This window comes from Halapricum salinum (assembly GCF_004799665.1).
Taxonomy (GTDB): domain Archaea; phylum Halobacteriota; class Halobacteria; order Halobacteriales; family Haloarculaceae; genus Halapricum; species Halapricum salinum.
Genome location: NZ_CP031310.1, coordinates 169,955 through 191,826, shown reverse-complemented (window position 1 = coordinate 191,826; position 21,872 = coordinate 169,955). Strand labels below are relative to the sequence as shown.

Sequence of the window (21,872 nt, the reverse complement as noted above, 5' to 3'; positions counted from 1 at the left end):
CTCCCGGATAAATCCAGTGGCGATGGGGGCCGGACAGCTTGCCATCGCGACCGTCACACACCGAAGTAGAGGACGATCGTCGCCGTCGCGACGACCGACAGCAGCGCCTGCAACGGCGCGCCGACCCGGACGTAGTCGGTGAATCTGTACCCACCGGGGCCGTAGACCATGAGATTCGTCTGGTAGCCGATGGGAGTCATGAACGCCGAACTGGCCGCGAACATCACGACCATGACGAACGTGAACGCCGTCGCGCCGATCGAACTGGCGGTCTCGGCGGCGATGGGCACCAGCAACACGACGCTGGCGACGGGCGTGATGACGTTCGCGAGCAGGCCCGTCAGCACGTAGAAGAGGACGAGCACGCCGAACACGGGGAGGACGGCCGCACTCTGAACCAGCAGATCGGCGATCAGTTCGGCCCCGCCCGTTCGCTGCATCGCGACGCCGAGCGGGAGGACGCCCGCCAGCAGGAAGATGACGTTCCAGCTGACGGCGTCGTAGGCTTCGTTGGCCCGAAGACAACCAGTGGCGACCATCGCGAAGACGCCACCTAGCGCGGCGATCACGATCGGCAAGAGATCGAGCGCTGCCGCCCCGATCACGGCGGCCATGATCCCGAGGGCGAGTGGCGTCTTCGCGCTGAGCGGTGCGACGTTCTCCGGAGGGGTGTCGGGATGTGGGCGATCCGACCTGGCCCGCTGGGTGACGACGACAGCGCCGCTCTCGTCGAGATACTCGATCGCCTCGGGAGTCGACCGCAACAGCAGGGTGTCGCCGGCCTGGATCGCCACGTCTCCCAGGTCCGACTGCAGGAGCGTCTCGCCGCGTCTGATCGCGAGCACAGTGGTATCGAATCGCTCTTCGAGTTTCGCTTCCGCGACGGTGCGCCCGACCAGTCGTGACTCCGGCAGGGTGATCGCCTCGACCAGCGTCCCCGGTTCGTCCGCCCCAGCGAGGTCGACGGCCTCGACCGAATCACGGGGGCGCTGGCGGAGGTCGAACGCCTCGGTGACGCGGTTGAGGTCCTGGAGCGTCGAGCGGGCGACGAGCACGTCCCCGGCTTCGAGTCGGTGATCGCTGTCGGCGAAGTACGTCTCGGCGTCGCGTTCGACCTGCAGGAGGTCGAACTCGATGTCGAGTTCGGTCTCGATCATCTCGTCGGCCTCGTCGATGACGTGTCCGATCAGCGGCGATTCCTCGCGGACGCTGACTCGCGAGAGATGGTCGTCCAGGTCGAACTCCGCGGTGAGGTCGGCGGTCGGCTCGATCCGGGCGGGTGTCAGTCTGCGCCCGATCGTCAGCAGATACGCGGAGCCGACCAGCAGGACGACGACCCCGACGGGCGTGAACTCGAACATCGAAAAGGCGTGCAGACTGGGGTACTGCTGGGGGCTCTGTGCGGCCAGTTCTGCAGCGAGGTCGCTGGCGAGAATGTTCGTCGAGGTTCCGATCAGCGTCAGCGTGCCGCCGAGCATCGCCGCGTACGAAAGCGGCAACAGGAGTTTCGACGGCGAGACGTGCGTCCGATCGGCGATACCGGTGATCATCGGAATGAACACGGCCACGACAGGCGTGTTGTTGATGATCCCCGCTGCGACGCCGGTCGTTCCGACTGTGGCTCCCAGTAGCTTGCGCTCGCTGCCTTTCGTGAGTCGAGCGAGATGGACGCCGAGTCGGTCGACGATTCCGGTCTCCTGAATCCCCGCGCTGAGGATATACATCGCGATGATCGTGACCGTCGCCGAACTGGCGAACCCGGCGATGGCGTCCGCTGGCGGGACGCTCGTATAGGGTTCGAAGACGACCAGCGAAACCAGGACGCCGATCGCCGTGATGTCCGGGGGCAGCCACTCGGTGACGAACAGCACCAGCGCTACCCCGATCAATCCGAACACCAGCAGCATGCCGGTCGTCACCGTCGCCATTGCCAGCCGTTCTCGGAGGATTCACAAATAGGTGCGGCCTGTGGCGACGGCCGATCTCACTCCGGAAGCACGACCTCGCGCACGTCGTCGACGCCAGCACGTCGGACGACAGCCCGGACGACGTCCTGTGCGCCCGCGAGGTTGTCGGTGTCGCCGTCGAGCGCGAGCAGTCGTGCCCGCTTGCCCTCTTCGAGGACGCCACAGTCCAGACCGGCGATATCCGCGCCGGCCCAGGTCGCCATCCCCAGCACTTCGCGAGCGCTGACGTCGGCGAGTTTGTTGGCGAACTCCATCTCGCGGAACATCGAGGGACTGTTGAGAAAGACGTTGTCGGTTCCGAGCGCGACGGTCGTCCGATTCAGGAGTTCCCGAATCGGCGGGACGCCCACGCCGGTCACGAGGTTCGAGCGCGGGCAGACCACCACTGGCGTGGCCTCGTCGTCCAGGCGTTCGAGGTGGAGCGGTTCGGGGTGGACCATGTGCACGAGGAAGTCGGGACTGAGATCCATCGCGGGGTTGATGTCGGCGCTGTCGCGCTCGCCAGTGTGGATCCCGAACAGCTTGCCGGCACTGCGGGTCGCGTTGCGCTCACTCTCGAAGTCGCCGTCGCGCGCGCCGCTGGCCCCGAAGCCGTCACTGGCTTCCATGGCGTCGGTCGTCTCCCGACCGAGCGTGACGCCCTCGATGGCCAGCCCCTCCAGGGCGTCTTCGAGTAACTCGACGCCCTCGACGCCGCCCTCGCGGAACTCGACGAACGCGCCCGTCCCGCTCTGTTCCATGAACCGGAGAGATCGGCGCATCGCCTGGACTTTCTCCTCGCGAGACGCCTGGCGCAACAGTCTGTGTTTCAGCCCGTCGGGCGGGGCGACCAGTTCGTCCAGGCTGAGGCCTGCCCCGGCCTCCTTGGCGATGGAGTCGCCGATGTGCGTGTGGGCGTTGACGAACGCCGGCACGACGATGGCGTCGCTGTCTGTTTCGGTTTCTTCTATCGCGTCGATCCGGCCGTCCTCGACGACGACGCGCCCCTCGACTGGCTCGAACTCGCGGCCGCGGAGAATCGTCCCTTCCAGTTCCATTATCGGTGATTGGGCCGACGGCCGCTTGATGGTTTCGAGCCAGAAACGACGTCAAATGTTATTCATACAGAGGTATGTCTAATCCTATGTATGGGATATTGTCTTTACGCTGGCGTGGGTGGATTTTATTACCCATGGGTACGCATGACATACTATGCCGGGGTATTCACGGCGACAATTCCTCACCCTCAGCGGTGGGGTACTGGGTGGAATCGCAGCGGGAACGACAGTGACAGCCGCGACACGCTCCGATCGATTCATCGTCCAGACGCGTGGCAAGCGGACGCCGCGCGGACTCGACGTGGTCCACGAGATGCCCGGTGTCAGGTTCACCGTCGTCGAGGGGTCCGAGAGGGCAGTCCGAAAGTCGAAAGCGGTCAAGAGATTCGCGCCCGACCTCGAGATTCAGTTGAACGAGCCCGAGGTGAACACCGAGACGCCGACGCTCGACGCGGCAGACTACGAGGGGCAGCCCGGCGACTTCCTGCAGTGGGACAAGGCCGACCTGGACGTCCCCCAAGCCCACGAAGTAACTGAAGGCGAAGGGACACGAGTCTCCGTCATCGATTCGGGCGTGCTGGAGAGCCATCCCGACCTCGCGGGACCGCTGAACCTCGACCTCTCGCGGAACTTCACCGGCGACGGCGGCGACCACAACCCCGTCGGGGGAGACGATCACGGGACGCACGTCGCGGGAATCATCGCCGCTGACAACGGCGGAGGAATCGGCGTCAACGGGACCGCACCGAAGACCGACCTCGTGGACTGTCGGGTGTTCTCTGCTGAAGGCGGAGCCTCGTTTGCCGACATCCTCGCGGCGGTCGTCTACAGCGCGAACGTCGGGGCCGACGTGGCCAACCTCTCGCTGGGCGCCTATCCGGTGCCCAGAAACGACGGCCAGTTCGGGCAGTTCTACGGCAAGGTGCTCAACAGCACGATGACCTACGCGAACAAGGAGGGGACGTTGCTGGTCATCGCGGCCGGAAACGATAGCGCCGACCTCCAGCACGACGGCAACGTAATCAGCCTCCCGAACGAGGGCGCACAGGCGCTGTCGGTCGCGGCCACCGGTCCGATCGGCTACGGCTGGGACGCGGACGGTGACGGCGAACTCTCCGATCTGGCAGCGCCACCGGAGAGTCCAGCGTTCTACACCAACTACGGAACCAACGCGATCACGCTGGGTGCGCCCGGTGGTGACGCCGATACCGACGCGATCGGAACGGGCGTCCCGTGGTTCAACGACCTCGTGTTCAACGCCGTCTTCGACTACGTCGATACCGACGGCGACGGCGAACCGGACACGCAGGTCCCCGGCTACGGCTGGAAGGCCGGGACTTCGATGGCAGCGCCCAACGTCGCCGGCGCGGCCGCACTCGTCAAGAGCGCAAACCCGAGATACAACGCCAACCAGGTCGAGTCGGCGCTGAAACGGGCCGCCGACGTCCCGTCAGGCTACGAGAAGGCCTACTACGGGAGTGGCTACCTGAACGTCGTCGACGCGCTGTAACACCGGCGACGCGGTATCCCAACTGCATCCGATTTTTCGCACGTACCGTTAAGAGGCTGCTCGCCCCAGTGTGTGGTATGTCGACCGAAACCGAGGCCGGATTCGAGGCACGGATCAGGAACGGCCGGACGATCCTGACGATCACCGGCGAGCGCAACGTCGCGGTAATCGTCCAGTCACGGAGTGGCGAGCGGATCTATCTCCCTCCGGAGGACGTCGTCGGTCAGGACAAAAGCGACCTCTCCAACGGTCCGTACCAACCAGGGCTGTCGGGTCAGGACAGCGACGACGAGGAAGTCGACAGTACGTCCGGGCGGACAGAGACGCCGTACGATCGCTCGGGCGGTCTCGGGATGGGGCGGTCGGGTCGGCTGTCGGGCAGCCGGATCGTCCACCACGAGCCAGCGACCGACGTCCGCCTGCTTCGCTAGTCGAGGATCTCGCTGTAGAAGGCGGCGTGTTCGGCAGCGACCTGATCCCAGCCGCGCATCTCGTACTCAATGGGGTCGTCCATCGCCAGCGCCCGGTTGATTCCACGGGCGATAGATCGCGACGCGGGGTCGACCGCTACCAGGCAGTTGTCGGGCAGGATCTCGGCGGCACCGCACTCGGTCGTGACGACCCGCGTATCGACTGAGAGTGCTTCGACGACGGCCAGCCCGAACGGTTCGGCGACCGCGGGCGAGACGAACAGATCGGCGCTGGCGTAGTAGTCGGCCAGTTCCTCCTCGGGGACGTAGCCGACGAATCGGACCTGTTCCTCGATATCGAGTAACTCGGCGAAGCGTTCGAGCTGATCGGTGAGATGGCCCGAGCCACCGACGACGAGCGTCAGGTCCTCCCGGCTCAGCCGCTCGATGGCCGCGAGCAAGTGGTCGATCCCCTTCTGGTGGGTGTGGCGGCCGACGAACAACACCATGGTGTCGTCGATCCCGAGTTCGACCTTCAGGTCGCGCCCGGTCGGCTCCAGCGTCGGGAAGCCGTTGTAGATGACCTGGGGGTCGCCGCCGAACTGCTCGCGGATTCGATCGCGCGTAATCTCGCTGACCGTCAGCAGGTGGTCGGCCTCCTCGACGATGTTGCGCTCGGCTTCGAGTTCGACCGGTGGCGGGTCGCGGTTGCGCTCGGCGGACAGCGAGTGGAAACACGTCACCCACGGGACGTCGTGGGCCTCTTTGGCTTCCGAGCCGGGTTTGTACCCGAACCAGTCGTTCGTGTGGACGATGTCGGCGTCGCCAGCGCGCTCGCGGAAGGTGTCGACCATCGCGTTGACCCGCGTGATGAAGTCACCGTCGTCGGTCTCGACGCCGTAGATGTTCGGCTCGTCCTCGGGGGCGAACTCCGCGGGCAGGACGAGTTCGATCTCGAAGTCGTCTCGCAGTTTGAACGCCTCGATCAATTCGTAGATAGCCGTGTCGAGCCCGCCGGTCACGTTCGGTGGGTAGCCCCAGCCGAGCATCAGGACTGTCGGTGGCATCGTCCCCTCCTGGATTGTGAATTGCTAGCGTGCATATCTGATACTGATGGCTCCGGTCCCGATAACCCTACCGGCGGTCTCGAGGTGGGCGACTACGGGGGTGACGAAAGCGGGCGATTTTGTAGGCGAAGGTCGAAAGTCGAGTATGCCATCGATCGGAGTCGTCGGTGCGGGTGCGGCCGCGGCGGCCGCGACGTTCGTGATCGAGCAGACAGTCGGTGACGCCGAGGTGACGGTGCTCGAGAAGTCGGGCGGGCTGTGCGGCCGCGCGGCCACGCGCCGACGCGGGCCCGTGACCTACGACTACGGCGCGAACTACGTCAAGGACGACGATCCACGAGTCACCGAGTTGCTGACCGAAACCCTCGATAGCGACGGACTCGTCGACACTGCGGGACCGATCTACGCCTACGAGGCCGACGGCGAGATCCACGAGGGCCGAGACAGTGACGACCACAAGTGGAGTTACGAGGCGGGCCTCACGCAAATAGCCAAACGGCTGCTGGGCGAGACCGACGCGACCGTCCACCGGCGGACGCGCGTCGAGACGGTCCACCGGGAGGGCGAGCAGTGGCGACTGACAGACACCGACGGCGAGACCTGGGGTCCCTTCGACGTGCTCCTGTTGAATCCGCCGGCACCGCAGACCGCACAGTTGCTCCGGGACGCCGAGTGGGACGCCGACCTGCGGGAGGATCTGGTGGCGGCCGTCGACGCGGTCCCCTACCGGAGTGTCTGGACCGCCGTTCTGCACTATCCGTTCGAACTGGATCGGCCCTACTACGCAGTCATAAACACCGACAAGGACCACGAGATCGGCTGGCTCTCTCGCGAGGAGTGCAAGCCCGGCCACGTCCCCGACGGCGAGTCTCTCCTGATAGTGCAGGCCGGCCAGGACTGGTCCGAGGAGTACTACGAACGCGACGCCGAGGACAACGTCGCGGAACTGATCGATCTGACGGCCGAGTTGCTGGACGACGACCGGCTGCGAGAGCCCGACTGGACCGACCACCAGGGCTGGCGCTACGCCATCCCTGACGGTGCTGTGCAGAAGGGGCCGGTCGAGTCGGCCGCCGAGGAGTTCGGTCTGTACTGTGTGGGCGACTGGATCCCCGGCGAAGGCCGGGTTCACGCGGCGCTACGAAACGGGCTGGAAACCGGAGAGAAGCTGGCGTATCGCCTGTGAGTGTCGTGGGCGGGGCAGCCGCCAGACGTATCCCCGAGCCGTGAGAGTGAGAGACCATCATGGAGTACACGACACTCGGTTCGACCGGGATGAAGGTCTCGAAAATCTGCCTGGGCTGTATGAGCTTCGGCAGCCAGGACGACTGGATGCTCGACGCCGATGAGGGTCGCGAACTCGTCGAGCGCGCGATCGACCTCGGGATCAACTTCTTCGACACCGCAAACGCCTATTCGGCCGGCGAGAGCGAGGCGATCCTCGGTGACGTCCTCGCCGACTACGACCGGGACGAACAGGTGGTCGCGACCAAGGTCCGGTTCGAGGCTGCGAGCGACCATCCCAACGCTACCGGCCTCTCCCGGAAGACGATCGAACAGGAGCTGGATAACTCCCTGGACCGGCTGGGGATGGACACCGTCGACCTCTACCAGATCCACCGCTGGGACGACGACACGCCCATCGAGACGACGCTGCGGGCGCTCGACGACGTGGTCCGCCGTGGCAAGGTTCGCCACGTCGGGGCCTCCTCGATGTGGGCCCACCAGTTCCAGCGCGCACTCCATCTCGGCGAGCGTCCCGGGATGGCGCGCTTCGAGACGATGCAGAACCTCTATCACCTGGCCTACCGCGAAGAGGAACGGGAGATGTACCCGATCTGCAACCGGGAAGACATCGGCGTGCTGCCGTGGTCGCCGCTGGGAGCCGGCTATCTCACGCGGCCCCACGAGCAGTTCACCGAGACGGCCCGCGGCGAGCACGAGACCGATCTCGGGACGCCCTATCACGAGGGACCTGCCAGCGAGGAGATCAACACCCGCGTCGGGGAACTCGCCGACGAGAAGGGTGTGACGATGGCCCAGATCGCGCTGGCCTGGCACTTCCAGAACGACAACGTCGACGCGCCGATCGTGGGCACCTCCAGTATCGAACACCTCGAAGCGGCCGTCGAGGCCCTGGAGGTCGACCTCTCGTCCTCGGACGTCGAGTACCTCGAAGCCCCCTACCAGCCGGTCGCGGTCTTCGGCCACGACTGATCAGGGGTGGGCAGCAAAAGACTGCTCGCCAAAAAGAGGGGTCGATTATTCGATGTGGCCTTCGCGGCGGAGCTGCTCGGCGTCCTGCTCGGAGTAGCGCCACTCGACGTTGGCCTTCTCGTCCTGCCAGTCCCACGGTTCGGCGAGCACGACGTCGCCCTCGTTGATCCAGGTGCGGTACTTCATCCGGCCCGGGATCCGGCCCATCCGGGTCTCCCCGTCCTGGCACTGGAGTCGCACGTGGTTGCCGCCGTTGTGTTGTGTCACGACTGCAAACACTTCGTCACTCGACGGCATCCGAAGATTCTTCCGCTGTGAATCGTTGCTCATGCAGCTATGGAAGAGTCGAAGACGGATAAGTGATCTGAGGATCACGGTATCACGACTCACGGCGCTCGCGTGAGGCCGCGGCGGACAGCGAGCGGTTCGTTCTGACGCTGAAACCGCTTCCGGGGCTATATACTGTCGTACCCCTAACATCCGGCTGTATGTGGGTTGGTCCCCTCGACGGGATGGACGACAACGCAGCGACGCCAGTCATCGGAACGATCCTCATGGTGGCCGTGGTCGTCGTGATCGCGACGGTTCTCACTGTCGGCGCGTTGACCTTCCTCCCCGACGAGGAGCCGACACCGCGTCCGGAGGCATCGTTCCAGTTCGACCGGAGCGCCAGCGGTGTGCTCGCGGTGACACCGACGTACATGGAAGACGACACCCGATTCGATCTGCTGGTCGATGGCCAGCGCGTCTACTCCTGGCGCGGCGATGGACTGTCCGAACAGCGCCGGCTCCGATGTCTGTTCCCCGGCAACGAACTCACGATCCGCTCGCGTGAGCAGAGCGGCCGGTCGTATCTGATCGCCAGCCACGAGGTCGAGACGGCCACGGCCTGCTCGCTGCCGGGGGCGAGCGTCCCGTTCGCCTCGGTGATCGTCGAAGACCGCGAAGTGTCGCTGTTCGACCCGAGCTACGAGTTCTCGCTGTACATCGACCCGCAGGGCGAGGGCACGGCCGACGGCGAGGGCCCGATCTCGGTGACGAACGGCTGGCACTACGTCCAGCGCTACGACCGCTCGCTGGAAGGGCTCGATGGCCCGACGTGGGTGATCGTCCTCGCGGACAACGCCGACTACGACGCCGAGGCCCCGCCGGACGCTGGCGCGGATGCCTACGAGATCCAGGGGGATCAGGTCGTCCCCACCGCCGGCGGGAGCGAGCCGACCAACGACATCTATCTCGTGTTCTCACCGGGCTGTGACCAGAGCACGCTCAAACTCGTCGACGTGCAAGCGTCCTACGACAACAGTGTCCTCCTCGGCGATACCGTCGTGATCGAAGACACCAGCACGGCCACCGAGACGACCTACGACGCCCCCGGCGTGACATGTCCTGGCGGCTGAATTAGTTCTGAGCGTCCAGTCCGCGGTCGCGGAGTTGTTCGTCTCGCTCGCTCTCGATTTCGAGATCGGGAACCGTGACCGGGCGGCCGTCCTCGTCGATCGCGACGAAAGTGAACACCGACTCGCTGGTGCGCTCGCACTCGCCGGTCAGTGGGTTCTCGCGTTCGGCCGTCAGCCGCACTTTGACGCTCGTCTCGCCCTCGTCGAACACCCAGGCTGTGACGACTGCGATGTCACCGCGGGGGATCGGCCGCTTGAAATCCAGCGCGTCGACGGCCGCGGTGACGCACTGCTCGCCCGAGAAGCGCATCGCCGACATCGCGCCGACCTCGTCCATGAACTTCATCACGATCCCCCCGTGAGCCGTGTCGTAGTTGTTGGTCTGGTTGGGCTGAATGCGGTCTCTGTTCTCGATGAACGTGTCTGACGGCGTTGGCATTACTCGTGACTTCTGGCGGGACGCTCTTGGCTCTGGGGGCTAGGCGATTGTGATTCTGATATTGGTGCTGCGCTCGACGCAGGACTGCCATCGACTCGCTGGCCAGGAAATAGTGGCTGCACCGCAAACAACAGGCAGGGAACGCCCTCGACTCGCCCTTTCGATCCACCAGGTACCGCACAGCAGGCCTGCCCTTCCCCGGGTCGCTTCGACCACGACTATTGTCGTGGCACTCGCTCCCGGCCACCGCGGAGCGGTCAGGAAGCGTGCCGCGCGCAGGACTGCGCGCGGCCGGGGAGGAGTGGGGCTACGATACTGCGGTTGCGGTCGCGGCCCTGGAGGACTGAAAGGGCGAACCCGCGGTCGCGCTGAAAGTGAGTCGCCTGAGCAAGCTCTATCTGAGCGAACGAAGTGAGCGAAGATATCTTGCTCAGCGACCGCGAGTAGCGAGAGAGGAAGCTCTCTCGGACCATTCGCGCGGCCGCCGGCCGCGCGAAGACGTGGTGAGGGCTTTCCTGAGTTGTTGACCACAGCGGTTCTGTCGTTTCCTAGCGAGCGTGATGCGAGCGTTCTTGGGTCGTCGAATCCTGTGGCAGTGAGTTCTGCCGAGCAAAGAGCGACAACACACCCACGAATTGCTAGACGGGGCAGCCGTGAATCTGGTCGCCGCGCATCCCCTCGGCGAGCCAGTAGATCGAGAGCACGAGCAACACCAGCGCGACCACCAGCAACTCCAGGCCCTCCATGGGCAACAACAACAGCGTCGAGGAGGCTCCAAAGAGCGACAGCAGGCCGACGAGCACCGCCGAGCCACAGGCCGCACACCCGACCCCGAGAATCGCGAAGATCGTTCCGAGCGTCCCCGCGCCGCCAGTCTTCAGATTCAGGCCGTGCTCGCGGACGTGATACACCGCCAGCGTCAGGTTCGCGCCCGTCAGGATCGCTACGGTGTACAACAGGAGACTCTGGAACAGATCGAACTGCGTCCCCACGAGCGGGTACTGATCGAGGACGATGTAGAGCTTGTCTTCCAGAGAGAGAAACTCGAATCCCAGCACGTCCACGAGAAACCAGAAATTCTGCGTGAGCGAGAACACCATCAGCGCGACTGTAGCGGCCACGACTGCGAAGAGCGCATAACTCACACGCGAGAGCACGAGCCGGATCGTCCGGCCCATGAGTCGCCAGTCGCTCCGCCTGGTCGGGAGCCAGTCGCTCAGGGCCGCTCGGACGCGGGCGACCCTACGGACAGTCATCGTGCTCCGAGGACGGTCGCGAACGTGTTGTAGCTGACGGCCACTGCGGGCCACCGTCCCGGAAGAGCGCGAAGACGGACCTCGTGCGCTCCAGCCAGCTTGGCGACCAGCGGCGAGATCGACCTGGACACCGGCGTCGATCCCACCACGCTCGACGGGAGTCTCGCCGTCGAGAAACGCGGCGCTTCGAGAGCAGACGCTCCCCGTTCGAACGACCCCTGCCGGGTGAAGTAGTGATCGAGCAGCGCCCTCCAATCGGGGGGCCAACGTTCAAGGAGTGAGCCATCGATCCAGCACTATGAACGACGACCCTCCAGTGTCCGAGCAGGTCCCCCCGGGGCCGTCGGGTCTCCCGTTGATCGGCAACACCCGCCAACTCGCGAGCAACCGACTCTCGTTCATGACCGAGTCCGCGAGGGAGTACGGCGACGTCGTGAAGATCGATTTCGCACGCGGCCAGGACTTCTACGCGCTCTTCCATCCGGATCACGTGCGGCACGTCCTCGTCGAAAACAACGAACAGTACGTCAAAGGCGAGTTCTTCCAGAATCGACTGGAGCTGCTCGGGACGGGACTCCTGAAAGCCGAGGGCGAGACCTGGCGCGAGCAGCGCCACCAGATCGAGCCAGCCTTCCACCCCGATCGGATCGCCGGTTACGGCGAGACGATGGTCGATTTCAGCGACCGCCTGCTCGACCGCTGGGACACCCCCGAAGTACGGAACGTCCACGAAGACATGATGGCGCTCACCCTGGAGATCGTCGCCGACGCGCTGTTCGGGGTCGACATCCGCGACGCCGAAACCGACGTCGGTGACGCGCTCGGAACCGTCATGGAGCACTTCCGTCGGCAGACCGGCCGCCCCGTCGACATCCCCGAGTGGCTTCCCATCAGCGACAACAGACAGTACCGCAGCGCCCGCGAGACCCTCGATCGGGTCGTCGCGGATATCATCGCCGAACGCCGGGACGGTGAGGACGCCGGCGACGTCGTCTCGATGCTTCTCAGGACCGAGATGGACGCCGAGACGATCCGCGACCAGGTCCTGACACTACTGCTGGCCGGCCACGAGACCACCGCCCAGTCGCTGACGTTCACGAGCTACCTGCTCGCCACCCACCCCGAGGTCGAGCGACGCGTCCAGGCCGAACTCGAAGACGTCCTCGCGGGCCAGCCCCCTACGGTCACAGATCTCGCCGACCTGCCGTATCTGGAGCGGGTCGTCCGCGAGAGCATGCGGCTGTACCCGCCGGTCCCCGGAATCGTCAGAGAGCCGACCACAGACGACGAGATCGGTGGCTATCGCGTTCCCGAGGGTACGACGGTCACGATGTCACAGTGGGTGATCCACCGCGATCCCAGGTTCTACGACAATCCGCTGGCGTTCGATCCTGAACGCTGGGCGCGCACCGGCCGGGACGACCGTCGCCCCTTCGCGTATTTCCCGTTCGGTGGCGGCCCGCGTCGCTGTGTCGGCGATCGGTTTGCCCTGCTCGAAGCACGACTCGTCCTCGCTCGCTTGCTCCAGTCGGCCCGCTTCGAGACAGTCCCGGAGACGGCGCTCGATCTCTCCCCAGCGATCACGCTCCGGCCGGCCGGCGGACTAGACCTTCGGGTCGTATCGAGGGAGTGAGAAACCCACCACCCTCCGAGAAACCCGCTAGAGGCGCTTTCGGCCGGCAGCTCAGTACTCGCGTTCGACCAGGAAGTCCGCGATGTCGGCCAGTCGATCACGAGCCCCGTTGTCCGGGAGGACCTGGAGGTGCTCTTTGCCCTCTTCGATCAGGTCGTGGGCGAGGTCGCGAGCGAAGTCGATGCTCCCGGCTTCTTCGAGGGTCGCGACTGCCTGCTCGATCGTCTCCTCCTCGACGGCCTCGACGTCGTCTTCGGGGACGAGACTGTCGACGTCGACGCCCTGCTGGCGCGCGTGGAGTGTGATGATCGTCTGCTTGTTCTCGACCAGATCCGACCCGCGCTGCTTGCCCAGTTTCTCCGAGGGCGTCGTCAGATCGAGCAGGTCGTCCTGGATCTGGAAGGCTCGGCCGACGTTCAGGCCGTACTGATAGAGCGCGTCGACCGCGTCGTCTTTCCCCAGCAAGATCGCTGGAATTGAGGCCGCTGCCGCGTACAGGACTGCGGTCTTGAGTTCGACCATCTCCAGATACTCGTCGGTCGTGACCTCCTCGCGCGTCTCGAAGTCGATGTCGAAACTCTGGCCCTCACAGATCTTCGTACAGGTGGTCGACAGTTCCGAGAGCGCCCGAACGGAGCGCTCGGCGGTCGCGCCCGTTTCGAGCATGTTCTCGAAGGCCTTCGCGTAGAGGGTGTCGCCCGCGAGAATCGCCGTCGAGAGATCGAACTCGTTGTGGACGGCCGGGACGCCGCGACGCATGTCATCGTCGTCCATGATGTCGTCGTGGATCAACGTGAACGACTGGATGATCTCGACGCTGACGGCGGCGACCATCATGTCGATCGTCCCGTTGGGGGCGGGGAATTCGCGGTAGTCCTCCTCCAGCGGCGGCACGTCCATCAGCGCTTCCGAAGTCAACAGCAACACCGTCGGGCGCAGTCGCTTCCCGCCAGCGTCCAGCAGGTATCGCGAGGCCTCGTAGAGACGCTCGGGCCGTTTGATCGGTAACTGCTGGGGAATCGCTTCGTTGACGAGCTGACGGCGCTCGGCGATCGCGCGCGTCACGGCGTCGACGTCGGCACCTTCGGTCATGGTCTCACTCGACCAGCTGAATCAGGTTGCCGTTGCGAGTGACGTGCAGATCGTCACCCATCGAGTACCCCATGCTCTCGGCCAGGTCGACGTACGGGGCGAAGCCTTTCATATCCTGGTGGGCCGGGATGACGTTCTCCGGCTGGAGGGCGTCGAGCATCTCGTAGTGGCCCTCGCGGTTGAGGTGGCCCGAGACGTGGATGTCGTCGTAAATACGAGCACCCTGCATGCCCAGCAGCTTCTCGCTCTGGTAGCGCTGACCCTCGTTGGTCGGCTCCGGGATGACCCGTGCCGAGAAGATGACCTTGTCGCCGTCGTCTAGCTCGTAGGGCGTCTCGCCGCGCCCCATCCTGGTGAGCATCGCGCGCGGCTCGCCCTGGTGGCCCGTGACGATCGGCAGGAAGTTCTCCTTGCCCTCGTTCATGATCCGCTTGAACGTGCGGTCGACGGACTTGCGGTGGCCGTACATCCCCAGGTCGTCCGGGAAGTCCACGAAGTCCAGGCGCTCTGCGGTGCCCGAATACTTCTCCATCGAGCGGCCCAGCAGCACGGGCTGGCGGCCGATGTCGTCGGCGAACTCGACCAGCGATTTCACGCGGGCAATGTGGCTGGAGAAGGTCGTGGCGACGATACCGCCGTCGTAGTCCTCCAGACTGTACATGACGTCCTTGAGGTGGCGTCGCGCGACCGACTCGGAGGGCGTGCGGCCCTTCTTGCCGGCGTTGGTACAGTCCTCGATGTAACACAGCACGCCCTCGCGACCGATCTCGCGGAAGCGGTCCATGTCGATCGGGTCGCCAAGGACGGGCGTGTGGTCCATGCGCTTGTCCAGGCCGTAGACGATCGCGCCTTCGGGCGTGTGCAAGACCGGGTTGATCGCGTCGATGATGGAGTGGGTGACGTTGACGAACTCGAGTTCGTTCTCGTCGCCGATGGCCATCGTCTCGCCCGCGCTCATCTTCACGAGGTCGTTCTGGACGCCGAACTTCTCCTCGCCCTTGATCTGCTGTTTGACCAGCTCGATCGTGAATGGTGTGCCGACGACCGGCGCGTCGTAGCGGTGGGCCAGTTTCGAGATGGCACCGATGTGGTCGAGGTGGCCGTGGGTCGGCACGATGGCCTTCACGTCACCTTCGAGGTCGCTCATCACGCGGTCGTCCGGGATAGCGCCCATGTCGATCAGGTCGAGGCTGTGCATGCGCTCGGTCTCGACGTTGTCGTGGATGAGAACCTTCGAGAGGTTCAGCCCCATGTCGAAGACGACGACGTCGTCACCGGCGCGAACTGCGGTCATCTGGCGGCCGACTTCCTCGTAGCCGCCGATCGTAGCGATTTCGATTTCCATAGTTTACCTCCGAGAACAGCCGACGCGGCTCGGCGACCGGGGGACTGTGCCGGTTCCAGCGACGCCAACAGTCCGGACTTCCGGATGTTCGCGGGCGCTGGTGACCGGCGTGGTTCGGATAGGCGGGCCACCGCGGCCGTCGCCGTCGAACCGGATCGTCGCGTACCGTCGAAGTCGACGCATCCCTCGGCCGCCGAACGCCGGGCGGCCGTCTGCTCGGTTATGAACCACTTACACGCCAGCCGTTAAAAACGGTGCGGGTTGACACTGGGCGACGGTACACACGGCTGGGGCTCGCTATCGAGTCGCCACAAAAAATCGTCGTCGAAGTCGGACGGGGTCGGAGTGCGTTACTCGTCGTCGCTCTCGCCGGTCAGTCGGCGCTTGCCGGCGTAGGCCGCACCGCCTGCGATGCCGACGAGGCTCCCGATGGCACCGAAGCCGGGGCCGAACCCGGAACCGGTGTCGCCGTCGCCGTCGCCGTCGCCGCTATCGGTCGTGCCACCGCCGCTGCCACTGACCGTAATCGTGACCTCGGTGGAGGCGCTCTTGCCCTGGCCGTCGCTGACGGTGAGCGTGAACGTCAGCTCCGTTTCGCTGTCGACGTCGGGCGCAGTGAACCCTGCACCGGACGTCTCAGCGTTGGAGAGTTCGACCGACGGGCTGCCACCGGTCTGTTCCCACTGGAACGTCAGCGTGCCGCCGTTGGGGTCGCTCGACGGCGTGCCGTCCAGCAGGACGATGTCGCCGGGTGAGACTGTGCGATTGCCGTTCACCACTTCGGCGACCGGCGCGTCGTTTTCGGACTGGGGGACGGCCGTCGCCGTCGTCGTCGCCGTCGCGCTGTTGCCGTCCGGATCTGTGACTGTGACCTCGAAGGTGAGCGTCGTCCGCTCGTCGACTTCCGGTGCGGTGAACGTCGGCTGGGCCGTGTCAGCATCCGAGAGTGGCGCGTCCGGACCACCGGTCTGTGTCCAGCTGAAACTCAACGTCTGTCCGTCCGGGTCTGAGGAGTTCGACGCGTCGAGTTGACCTTCCAGGCCGGCCCACACTTCACCGGCCGGGGGCGCGAGCGCCGTCAGCGAGACCGACTGCTCGCCGGTCACGAGCGACGTGATCGGGAACAGCGGGATGCTCGCTGGCTCGTCGGCGCTGTAGGACAGCGACTCGGACTGTGCGACGATGTCCTCGGGACCGACGAGGTCGAGGATCCGCGGTGCGGTCTCGGTGGAGTCGGCCTTTGCTCCGCCGAAGCTCCAGTCGGCCGCTTCCTGGGCGAAGCCCTGGCGAATGCCGGCTGTCCCGAAGCCGTCCTGGCTGAACGTCATCATGACGCCTTTCAGCTCGCTGAGCGAGTCCGACGCGATGTGTTCTTTTGGCAGCGTGAAGCTGATCGTGTCGTTCTCGGTATCGCCGGACGCCGACAGTTCCGCAACGGGCGAGTACTCGTCGGCGGTCGGGTCCTGATCGGGGGTTTCCAGGACGGAGCCGCCGGCCATGATGTGCACGCGGTAGTGATAGCCTTCCTGCAGCGTCGAGACCACGCCCGGCCGCGGCGTCGCCGAGGTCGGCGCGTCGTCAGGCGCGTTCGGATCCTGCAGGTAGAGCTGGATGACCTGGGCGCTGAATCCAGCCTCGTTGTCGAACTGGTTGTTCACTAGGCCCATGTGAGCCGTGAACTCCCAGGCGTCGGCCGTCGTGTTGATGTCGACGCCGGTGACGTCGAGTTGCCCCTTCGAGAGGTTGTTCGGGTAGGTGTACGTTCCGGGGCCAGTGTCGTCACCCTCGGGGTCGGCGATCGTCCCACCGTCGATCAGATCGTCGTACTCGTACAACGGGATGCTCGCCGCCTCGTCGGCGCTGTACTCCAGCGCGCCCGACTGGTTGACGACCGTGTCCGGACCGACCAGATCGAGGATTCGGGGGGCGGTATCCGTCGAGTCGGCCTTCGCACCACCGAAGCTCCAGTCAGCCGCTTCCTGGGCGAATCCCTGACGGATGCCGGCTGTCCCGAAGCCGTCCTGGCTGAACGTCATGATCGCGCCCTTCATCTCGCGCAGGTCCGAGTCGAAGTGCTCTTTGGGAATGGAGAAGCTGATCGTGTCGTTCTCGGCGCTTCCCGACGCCGACAGCTCCGCAAGCGGCGAGTATTCCTCGGCGGTCGGGTCCTGGTTGGGGGTCTCCAGAACCGAGCCGCCGGACATGATGTGTGCGCGGTAGTGATAGCCTTCCTGGAACGACGAGACGACGCCCGGCCGCGGTGTCGACGAGGAGGGGGCGTCCTCGGGCGCGTTCGGATCCTGGAAGTACAGCTGGATGACCTGGGTGCTGAATCCAGCCTCGTTGTCGAACTGGTTGTTCACCAGACCCATGTGAGCCGTGAACTCCCAGCTGTCTTCGGTGTCCTCGATGTCGAGTTGCTCGACGTCGAGCTGACCCTTCGAGAGGTTGTTCGGATAGGTGTACGTACCCGGACCGACGTCGTCGCCTGTCGCGTCGTGGATCGTCCCGACGTGATTGGCCGTTGTCGAGGACGAATCTGCCGTCACTGACTGGATTCCGAGTGCCGAAGCCGCACTGAGTCCAGCCATACTACCAAGGTACTGTCGCCGTTTCATGGTTACAGCCCACACAGTTGGATTTTAAAAAGGTCACGGTTTTCCCGACAGATTCGACAGCAAAAGCCGTGAATCAAAATTCGATCCCGATTCGCGATGTGCGACAGTCAGATCTTCCCGGGGCCTAGTGGTCTGACCTGTCCTCGGGTCCGCCATCCTGGTTCGTCAGCGACCGGATCCCGTAGGCGAGTCCGCCGGCCGTCCCGAGCGCGCCCGAGACGACGCCGAATCCGGGCCCGTCGCCCGACCCGGACGGTGTCGTCTCACCGCCGTCGTCGGCCCCCTCGCCGAGCGGGACGAACGGCAGCGACGCGCGGTCGTCGGAACCGTAACTCAGTGCCTCGGATTGCTCGACATCGGAGGGAGTGACGATGTCGCTGAGACGAGGTGCGTTCTCCACCGGGTCGGCCCCGCCGAACGCCGACTCGCTGGCCTCGGCGGCGACCGCCATGAGCGTGCCGTCGGCCCCAGCGTGGACGCCCGCTGCGACCGAGAACGTCGACACCTCGCCATCGAAGGCCGATCGCGGGACAGCGACGGTCACCGTGTTCCCCTCTATATCGACGAGCGTATCGATCTCGGCAGTTTCGACGAGCGTCGAACCGTCCGCCCGGATCACGCTCGCCGTCGAGCCGCTGACGGCGACCCGGTAGTGCCACGACCGCTGGAAGTCGACGTTCGCGCCGAGGTCGTCGCGAGCGCTGGTCCGCCCGCCGTCGGCACTCGGGTCGTGGACCCACAGCACGAACATGTGTGGCGAGAAGCCACGAGATGCCTCGCGGGCGTCGTAGAGGGTCGCGACCTCGAATGCGAACCGTGCCCGGTCGGGCGTGGACGTGACGACGAACGACTGCAGGTCGAACGCTCCGCTCCTGTAGGCCGACCCGCTGGGATAGGTGAACTCGCCGGGGCCGCCGTCGTCGCCGAAGCCGTCGAGGAACGCGGCGACCGACTGGGGTCGGATCGCGGTCACGGACTCGGTGGCGATCGTCGTCTCTCCCGTCCGAATCTCGACCTCGTAGGTTCCGCCTTCGGTGAATCGATGGCCGAGCGAGATCGTCCGGGACTCGTCGGGCCCAGCCCGTGCGTTCAGCGCTTCGACGACCTCCCCATCGACGAGGAGTTCGATCTCCGTTCCGCCGACGTGTGTCCCCTCGTTTGCGACGGTCACCGTCGCGAACGGCTGGCTAGTGAGCGTCTCGCTGTCGATCGACGCGCTCACGTTCTGGGTCGGTCGCTCGTAACTCGACAGCGTCTCCTGGTCGTCCGCGTCTGCCGGCCGGAGTCTGACGGCCATGCCACCGCTGCCGACCAGCGAGGCCAGCAGCGTCGTTTGCCTGTCGACGAGGGCCGCCTCGACGCTGACGTCGTCGAGGTTCGTGTCGAAGGCCGCGTCGGGGCCGTCGCCGTAGAGTTCAGCGACGTACTGGGCGTCGTCGAGGAACTCCAGGGGGACGTCGAGCACGCGGGCGTCGTCGCCGGTCATGACGCCGACGAACCACTCCTCGTCCTTCCGGCGGGCAGTGACGGTGTACTCCCCGATTACCGAATCGAGGACGCGTGTGTCGTCCCAGCCCGCCGCCGGTACGTCTTCGACGAACTGGAACTCCTCGACGGTCGGGCCCCGTATCGGGGCCGTCTCCGGTTCGGGCATCGACTCGCCCGGCTGACTGATTGCGATCGCGTCGACGTTGATCCGTCCCGAATCGCCGGCAGCGAGTTTCAGCCCGACGGTGTTGTCTCCCGCATCGAGCGCCATCGTCGTCGAGACGCTGTTCCAGACGTCCCAGTGGTCGGTCTTGGGGAACGTCACCTGGGTCTCGCTGTCGCCCGCGACGACCGAGAGCGTCCCCTCGCTGCCGGTCCCGTTGGCGTACCGGACGTGAACGTCGTACTCGCCGGCTTCGGGCACGTCCTCGACCGTCCAGGTGAGTCGCGAGCCGGTCGAGCCGCTAGAGCGATCGACGGGGACGTAGCGTTCGCCCTGTGCGTGACCCCAGGCGGCCTCGGCACTGAAGGGACCGAGTTCAGCGAACTCGGCCTGGCTGACGCCGCCGACCGACAGCGTCGCGGGCTGGTCGGCGAGGTACGAACTCGGGAGGTCCGCGACCATGTGCAGGCCGCTGAGGTACGTCGGGTACATCGCGAGCTGTTTGGCTCGCGTCGTCTCGATGCCGCCCGAGCCCGAGTCCATGTCGAATATGCCGGGCGTGTACTCGACGGGTCCGGCGAGCATCCGGGTAAACGGGAAGGTCACGTGGTGGCTCGGGCTGTTCGTCCCGAAGGAGTCGTACTCCTGGCCGAGAACGCCCTCTTTGGTCATGACGTTCGGGAAGCGCCGGCGCTCGCCAGTCGGCTTGACCGGCTCGTGAACTTCGAGCATCTGTCGGTTTTTCGCGGCCTCGCGGTAGACGAGGTGGTGGTGGTTGACCAGGGGCTGGCAGTGGTGGCTGTGAATCTCGCCGTCGATTCGGACCCCGTTGTCGGCGACGTAGCCGGTCTTGATCGAGTGGATTCCCAGGTCGTCGTAGTCGGCGAAGTGGTTGGGGTCTTCGGCCAGTTGCGACTCGTATCGCGAGATGTTGCCCGACGTCTCGTTGTGGGCGGTCATCTCGACCGGCGGATCCAGCGACTGACCGTAGTCCGTGACTCCCTCCAGGTCGAAGTCCTCGTAGGACTGGTCGAAGTCCATCGTGTCGCCGCTGCCGGGGTAGGAGTCCCACCCCTGGTTCCAGCCCTCGACCAGCACCGATCGGATCCCGTGCTCGCTGGCGAAGTCCATGTACTGTTTCATCCGTTCGGTCTGGGCGGCGTGGTTGCCCTGGGTCGGCCCCCGGTACTGCCAGCTCGCGCGCCCGGTGATCATCAGCCACCAGATACCGATGAACTTCGCCGGTTCGATCCAGTCGGTCCCCTGCGGGAAGTGCTCGGGATCGAGCGGCTCGTTACAGTTGACGATCAGATTCGACTCGATCAGCGCGCCCGGTCGGTCGGCGATCTGAATCGTCCGCCAGGGCGTGCGGTGGGGGGCGCTGGCGGTCACTTTCGTCCCGTCGGGCAGCGGCGCGAGATCCGACTCAAGAGTGGTCGCCGTCTCGGTCGGTTCGAGTCCCATCGCCGCGTAGTCCAGCAGGTCGGCCTCGTGGACGCTGACGTAGCGGTCGTTTTCGGTCCGCATCGTCAGCGGCGTGTGCGCGCCCTCGTAGGACGTTCCCGAGCCGAGTTCGCTCAGCGGCGTCTCTCGATAGGAGTACTCGTAGCTGTTGTAGTCGTTCTGGATCCACCAGCTCGTGTGGTCGCCCTCGAAGGCGAACTGCGTCCGTTCGCCCGTGATGACGAAGTCGCCGAACCCACTGTCTTCGGGGAAGACGTACCGGAAGGCGGCGCCGTCGTCGAAGGCCCTGACCGCGAGGGTCAGCGACCGACCCGGATCGCTCGACTCTTCGAGACCGATCCGCAGTTCCTCGTGGTGATTTCGAATCTCGTCGTACTGGTCCCAGACCGGCGTCCAGGTCTGGTCAGTCGTCGCGCGTTCGCTCCCGGTGACGGCCAGGCCGTCGCCGAACGCCGGCTGGTTCTGGAACGCGAACCCGAGCGCCGAGTCGCCGACGACGGTCGTCCCGTCGTGGGTGACGCTGTAGGTGAGCGAACCGTCGCCGACGTCGACCGTGACCTCGATCGATCCGTCCGGTGAGGAGATAGTCTGGACGGGGTCGTCCTGGCCGTCGGTCACGCGCGCTGCGACCTGGGCCGGAACAGTCAGCGAGAACGCGGCTGCTGCCGTCAGCGACAGCCCGCCGAGAAAGTCGCGGCGGTCGATATGTGGGGGGTGTTCGGAAGGCACACGAAACCCAATTGGACACGTCCCGATAAATCTACTG

The 21,872-nt window shown here is 65.4% G+C and carries 16 protein-coding genes; 6 read left to right on the top strand and 10 right to left on the bottom strand.

Annotated features, from left to right (window positions below; genetic code table 11):
* Positions 1–53: 53 nt before the first annotated feature.
* Both DV733_RS00955 and DV733_RS00950 read right to left on the bottom strand, forming a co-directional pair.
* A complete protein-coding gene (locus DV733_RS00955) occupies positions 54–1,928 on the bottom strand; it encodes an SLC13 family permease (RefSeq protein ID WP_049993324.1) in 1,875 nt (624 codons plus the stop codon).
* Positions 1,929–1,984: 56 nt separating this feature from the next.
* Positions 1,985–3,004 carry an amidohydrolase family protein gene (locus DV733_RS00950; protein ID WP_049993323.1) on the bottom strand — a complete coding sequence of 340 codons (1,020 nt, stop codon included), beginning with the start codon at positions 3,002–3,004 and terminating at the stop codon, positions 1,985–1,987.
* A 154-nt stretch (positions 3,005–3,158) separates the two neighbouring features.
* On the opposite strand from DV733_RS00950, the gene DV733_RS00945 reads away from it, so the two are divergent.
* Positions 3,159–4,514, top strand: a complete 1,356-nt coding sequence (locus DV733_RS00945) for a S8 family serine peptidase (RefSeq protein ID WP_049993322.1) — start codon at positions 3,159–3,161, stop codon at positions 4,512–4,514.
* A 77-nt stretch (positions 4,515–4,591) separates the two neighbouring features.
* Positions 4,592–4,945 (top strand): DUF7510 family protein, encoded by a 354-nt coding sequence (locus tag DV733_RS00940; RefSeq protein WP_049993321.1) that lies wholly within the window; start codon positions 4,592–4,594, stop codon positions 4,943–4,945.
* On the opposite strand, the gene DV733_RS00935 is transcribed toward DV733_RS00940, so the two are convergent.
* A complete protein-coding gene (locus DV733_RS00935; RefSeq protein WP_049993320.1) occupies positions 4,942–5,991 on the bottom strand; it encodes a glycosyltransferase family 4 protein in 1,050 nt (349 codons plus the stop codon). The genes DV733_RS00940 and DV733_RS00935 overlap by 4 nt on opposite strands.
* A gap of 145 nt (positions 5,992–6,136) precedes the next feature.
* Here DV733_RS00935 and DV733_RS00930 point away from each other — a divergent pair, with 145 nt between their 5' ends.
* On the top strand, positions 6,137–7,177 hold the full coding sequence (locus tag DV733_RS00930) for an NAD(P)/FAD-dependent oxidoreductase (protein WP_049993319.1): 1,041 nt from the start codon (positions 6,137–6,139) through the stop codon (positions 7,175–7,177).
* Between the two features lie 59 nt (positions 7,178–7,236).
* Positions 7,237–8,208 carry an aldo/keto reductase gene (locus tag DV733_RS00925; RefSeq protein ID WP_049993318.1) on the top strand — a complete coding sequence of 324 codons (972 nt, stop codon included), beginning with the start codon at positions 7,237–7,239 and terminating at the stop codon, positions 8,206–8,208.
* A gap of 45 nt (positions 8,209–8,253) precedes the next feature.
* Here the strand turns inward: DV733_RS00925 and DV733_RS00920 are convergent, their stop codons facing one another.
* A complete protein-coding gene (locus DV733_RS00920; protein WP_049993317.1) occupies positions 8,254–8,538 on the bottom strand; it encodes a translation initiation factor eIF-1A in 285 nt (94 codons plus the stop codon).
* A gap of 158 nt (positions 8,539–8,696) precedes the next feature.
* Between DV733_RS00920 and DV733_RS00915 the strand changes: the two genes are divergently transcribed.
* Complete coding sequence (locus tag DV733_RS00915) at positions 8,697–9,608, top strand: type IV pilin (protein ID WP_049993316.1); 912 nt, start codon at positions 8,697–8,699, stop codon at positions 9,606–9,608.
* Position 9,609: 1 nt separating this feature from the next.
* Here the strand turns inward: DV733_RS00915 and DV733_RS00910 are convergent, their stop codons facing one another.
* On the bottom strand, positions 9,610–10,047 hold the full coding sequence (locus tag DV733_RS00910; RefSeq protein WP_049993315.1) for an acyl-CoA thioesterase: 438 nt from the start codon (positions 10,045–10,047) through the stop codon (positions 9,610–9,612).
* Positions 10,048–10,685: 638 nt separating this feature from the next.
* Positions 10,686–11,303: a hypothetical protein gene (locus tag DV733_RS00905; RefSeq protein WP_049993313.1), complete on the bottom strand. Its 618-nt coding sequence runs from the start codon at positions 11,301–11,303 to the stop codon at positions 10,686–10,688.
* 298 nt (positions 11,304–11,601) lie between these two features.
* Between DV733_RS00905 and DV733_RS00900 the strand changes: the two genes are divergently transcribed.
* Positions 11,602–12,936 carry a cytochrome P450 gene (locus DV733_RS00900; protein WP_049993312.1) on the top strand — a complete coding sequence of 445 codons (1,335 nt, stop codon included), beginning with the start codon at positions 11,602–11,604 and terminating at the stop codon, positions 12,934–12,936.
* Between the two features lie 51 nt (positions 12,937–12,987).
* On the opposite strand, the gene idsA3 is transcribed toward DV733_RS00900, so the two are convergent.
* From idsA3 to DV733_RS00880, 4 genes are all read right to left on the bottom strand, one after another.
* Complete coding sequence (gene idsA3, locus DV733_RS00895) at positions 12,988–14,028, bottom strand: geranylfarnesyl diphosphate synthase (RefSeq protein WP_049993311.1); 1,041 nt, start codon at positions 14,026–14,028, stop codon at positions 12,988–12,990.
* A 4-nt stretch (positions 14,029–14,032) separates the two neighbouring features.
* The gene (locus DV733_RS00890) at positions 14,033–15,373 is read right to left on the bottom strand and encodes a ribonuclease J (protein ID WP_049993310.1); all 1,341 of its coding nucleotides are present in this window, start codon (positions 15,371–15,373) and stop codon (positions 14,033–14,035) included.
* Between the two features lie 350 nt (positions 15,374–15,723).
* Positions 15,724–17,991 carry a glucodextranase DOMON-like domain-containing protein gene (locus DV733_RS00885; protein WP_049993309.1) on the bottom strand — a complete coding sequence of 756 codons (2,268 nt, stop codon included), beginning with the start codon at positions 17,989–17,991 and terminating at the stop codon, positions 15,724–15,726.
* A gap of 124 nt (positions 17,992–18,115) precedes the next feature.
* Positions 18,116–21,835, bottom strand: a complete 3,720-nt coding sequence (locus DV733_RS00880) for a glycoside hydrolase family 97 catalytic domain-containing protein (protein ID WP_202594269.1) — start codon at positions 21,833–21,835, stop codon at positions 18,116–18,118.
* Positions 21,836–21,872 lie beyond the last annotated feature (37 nt).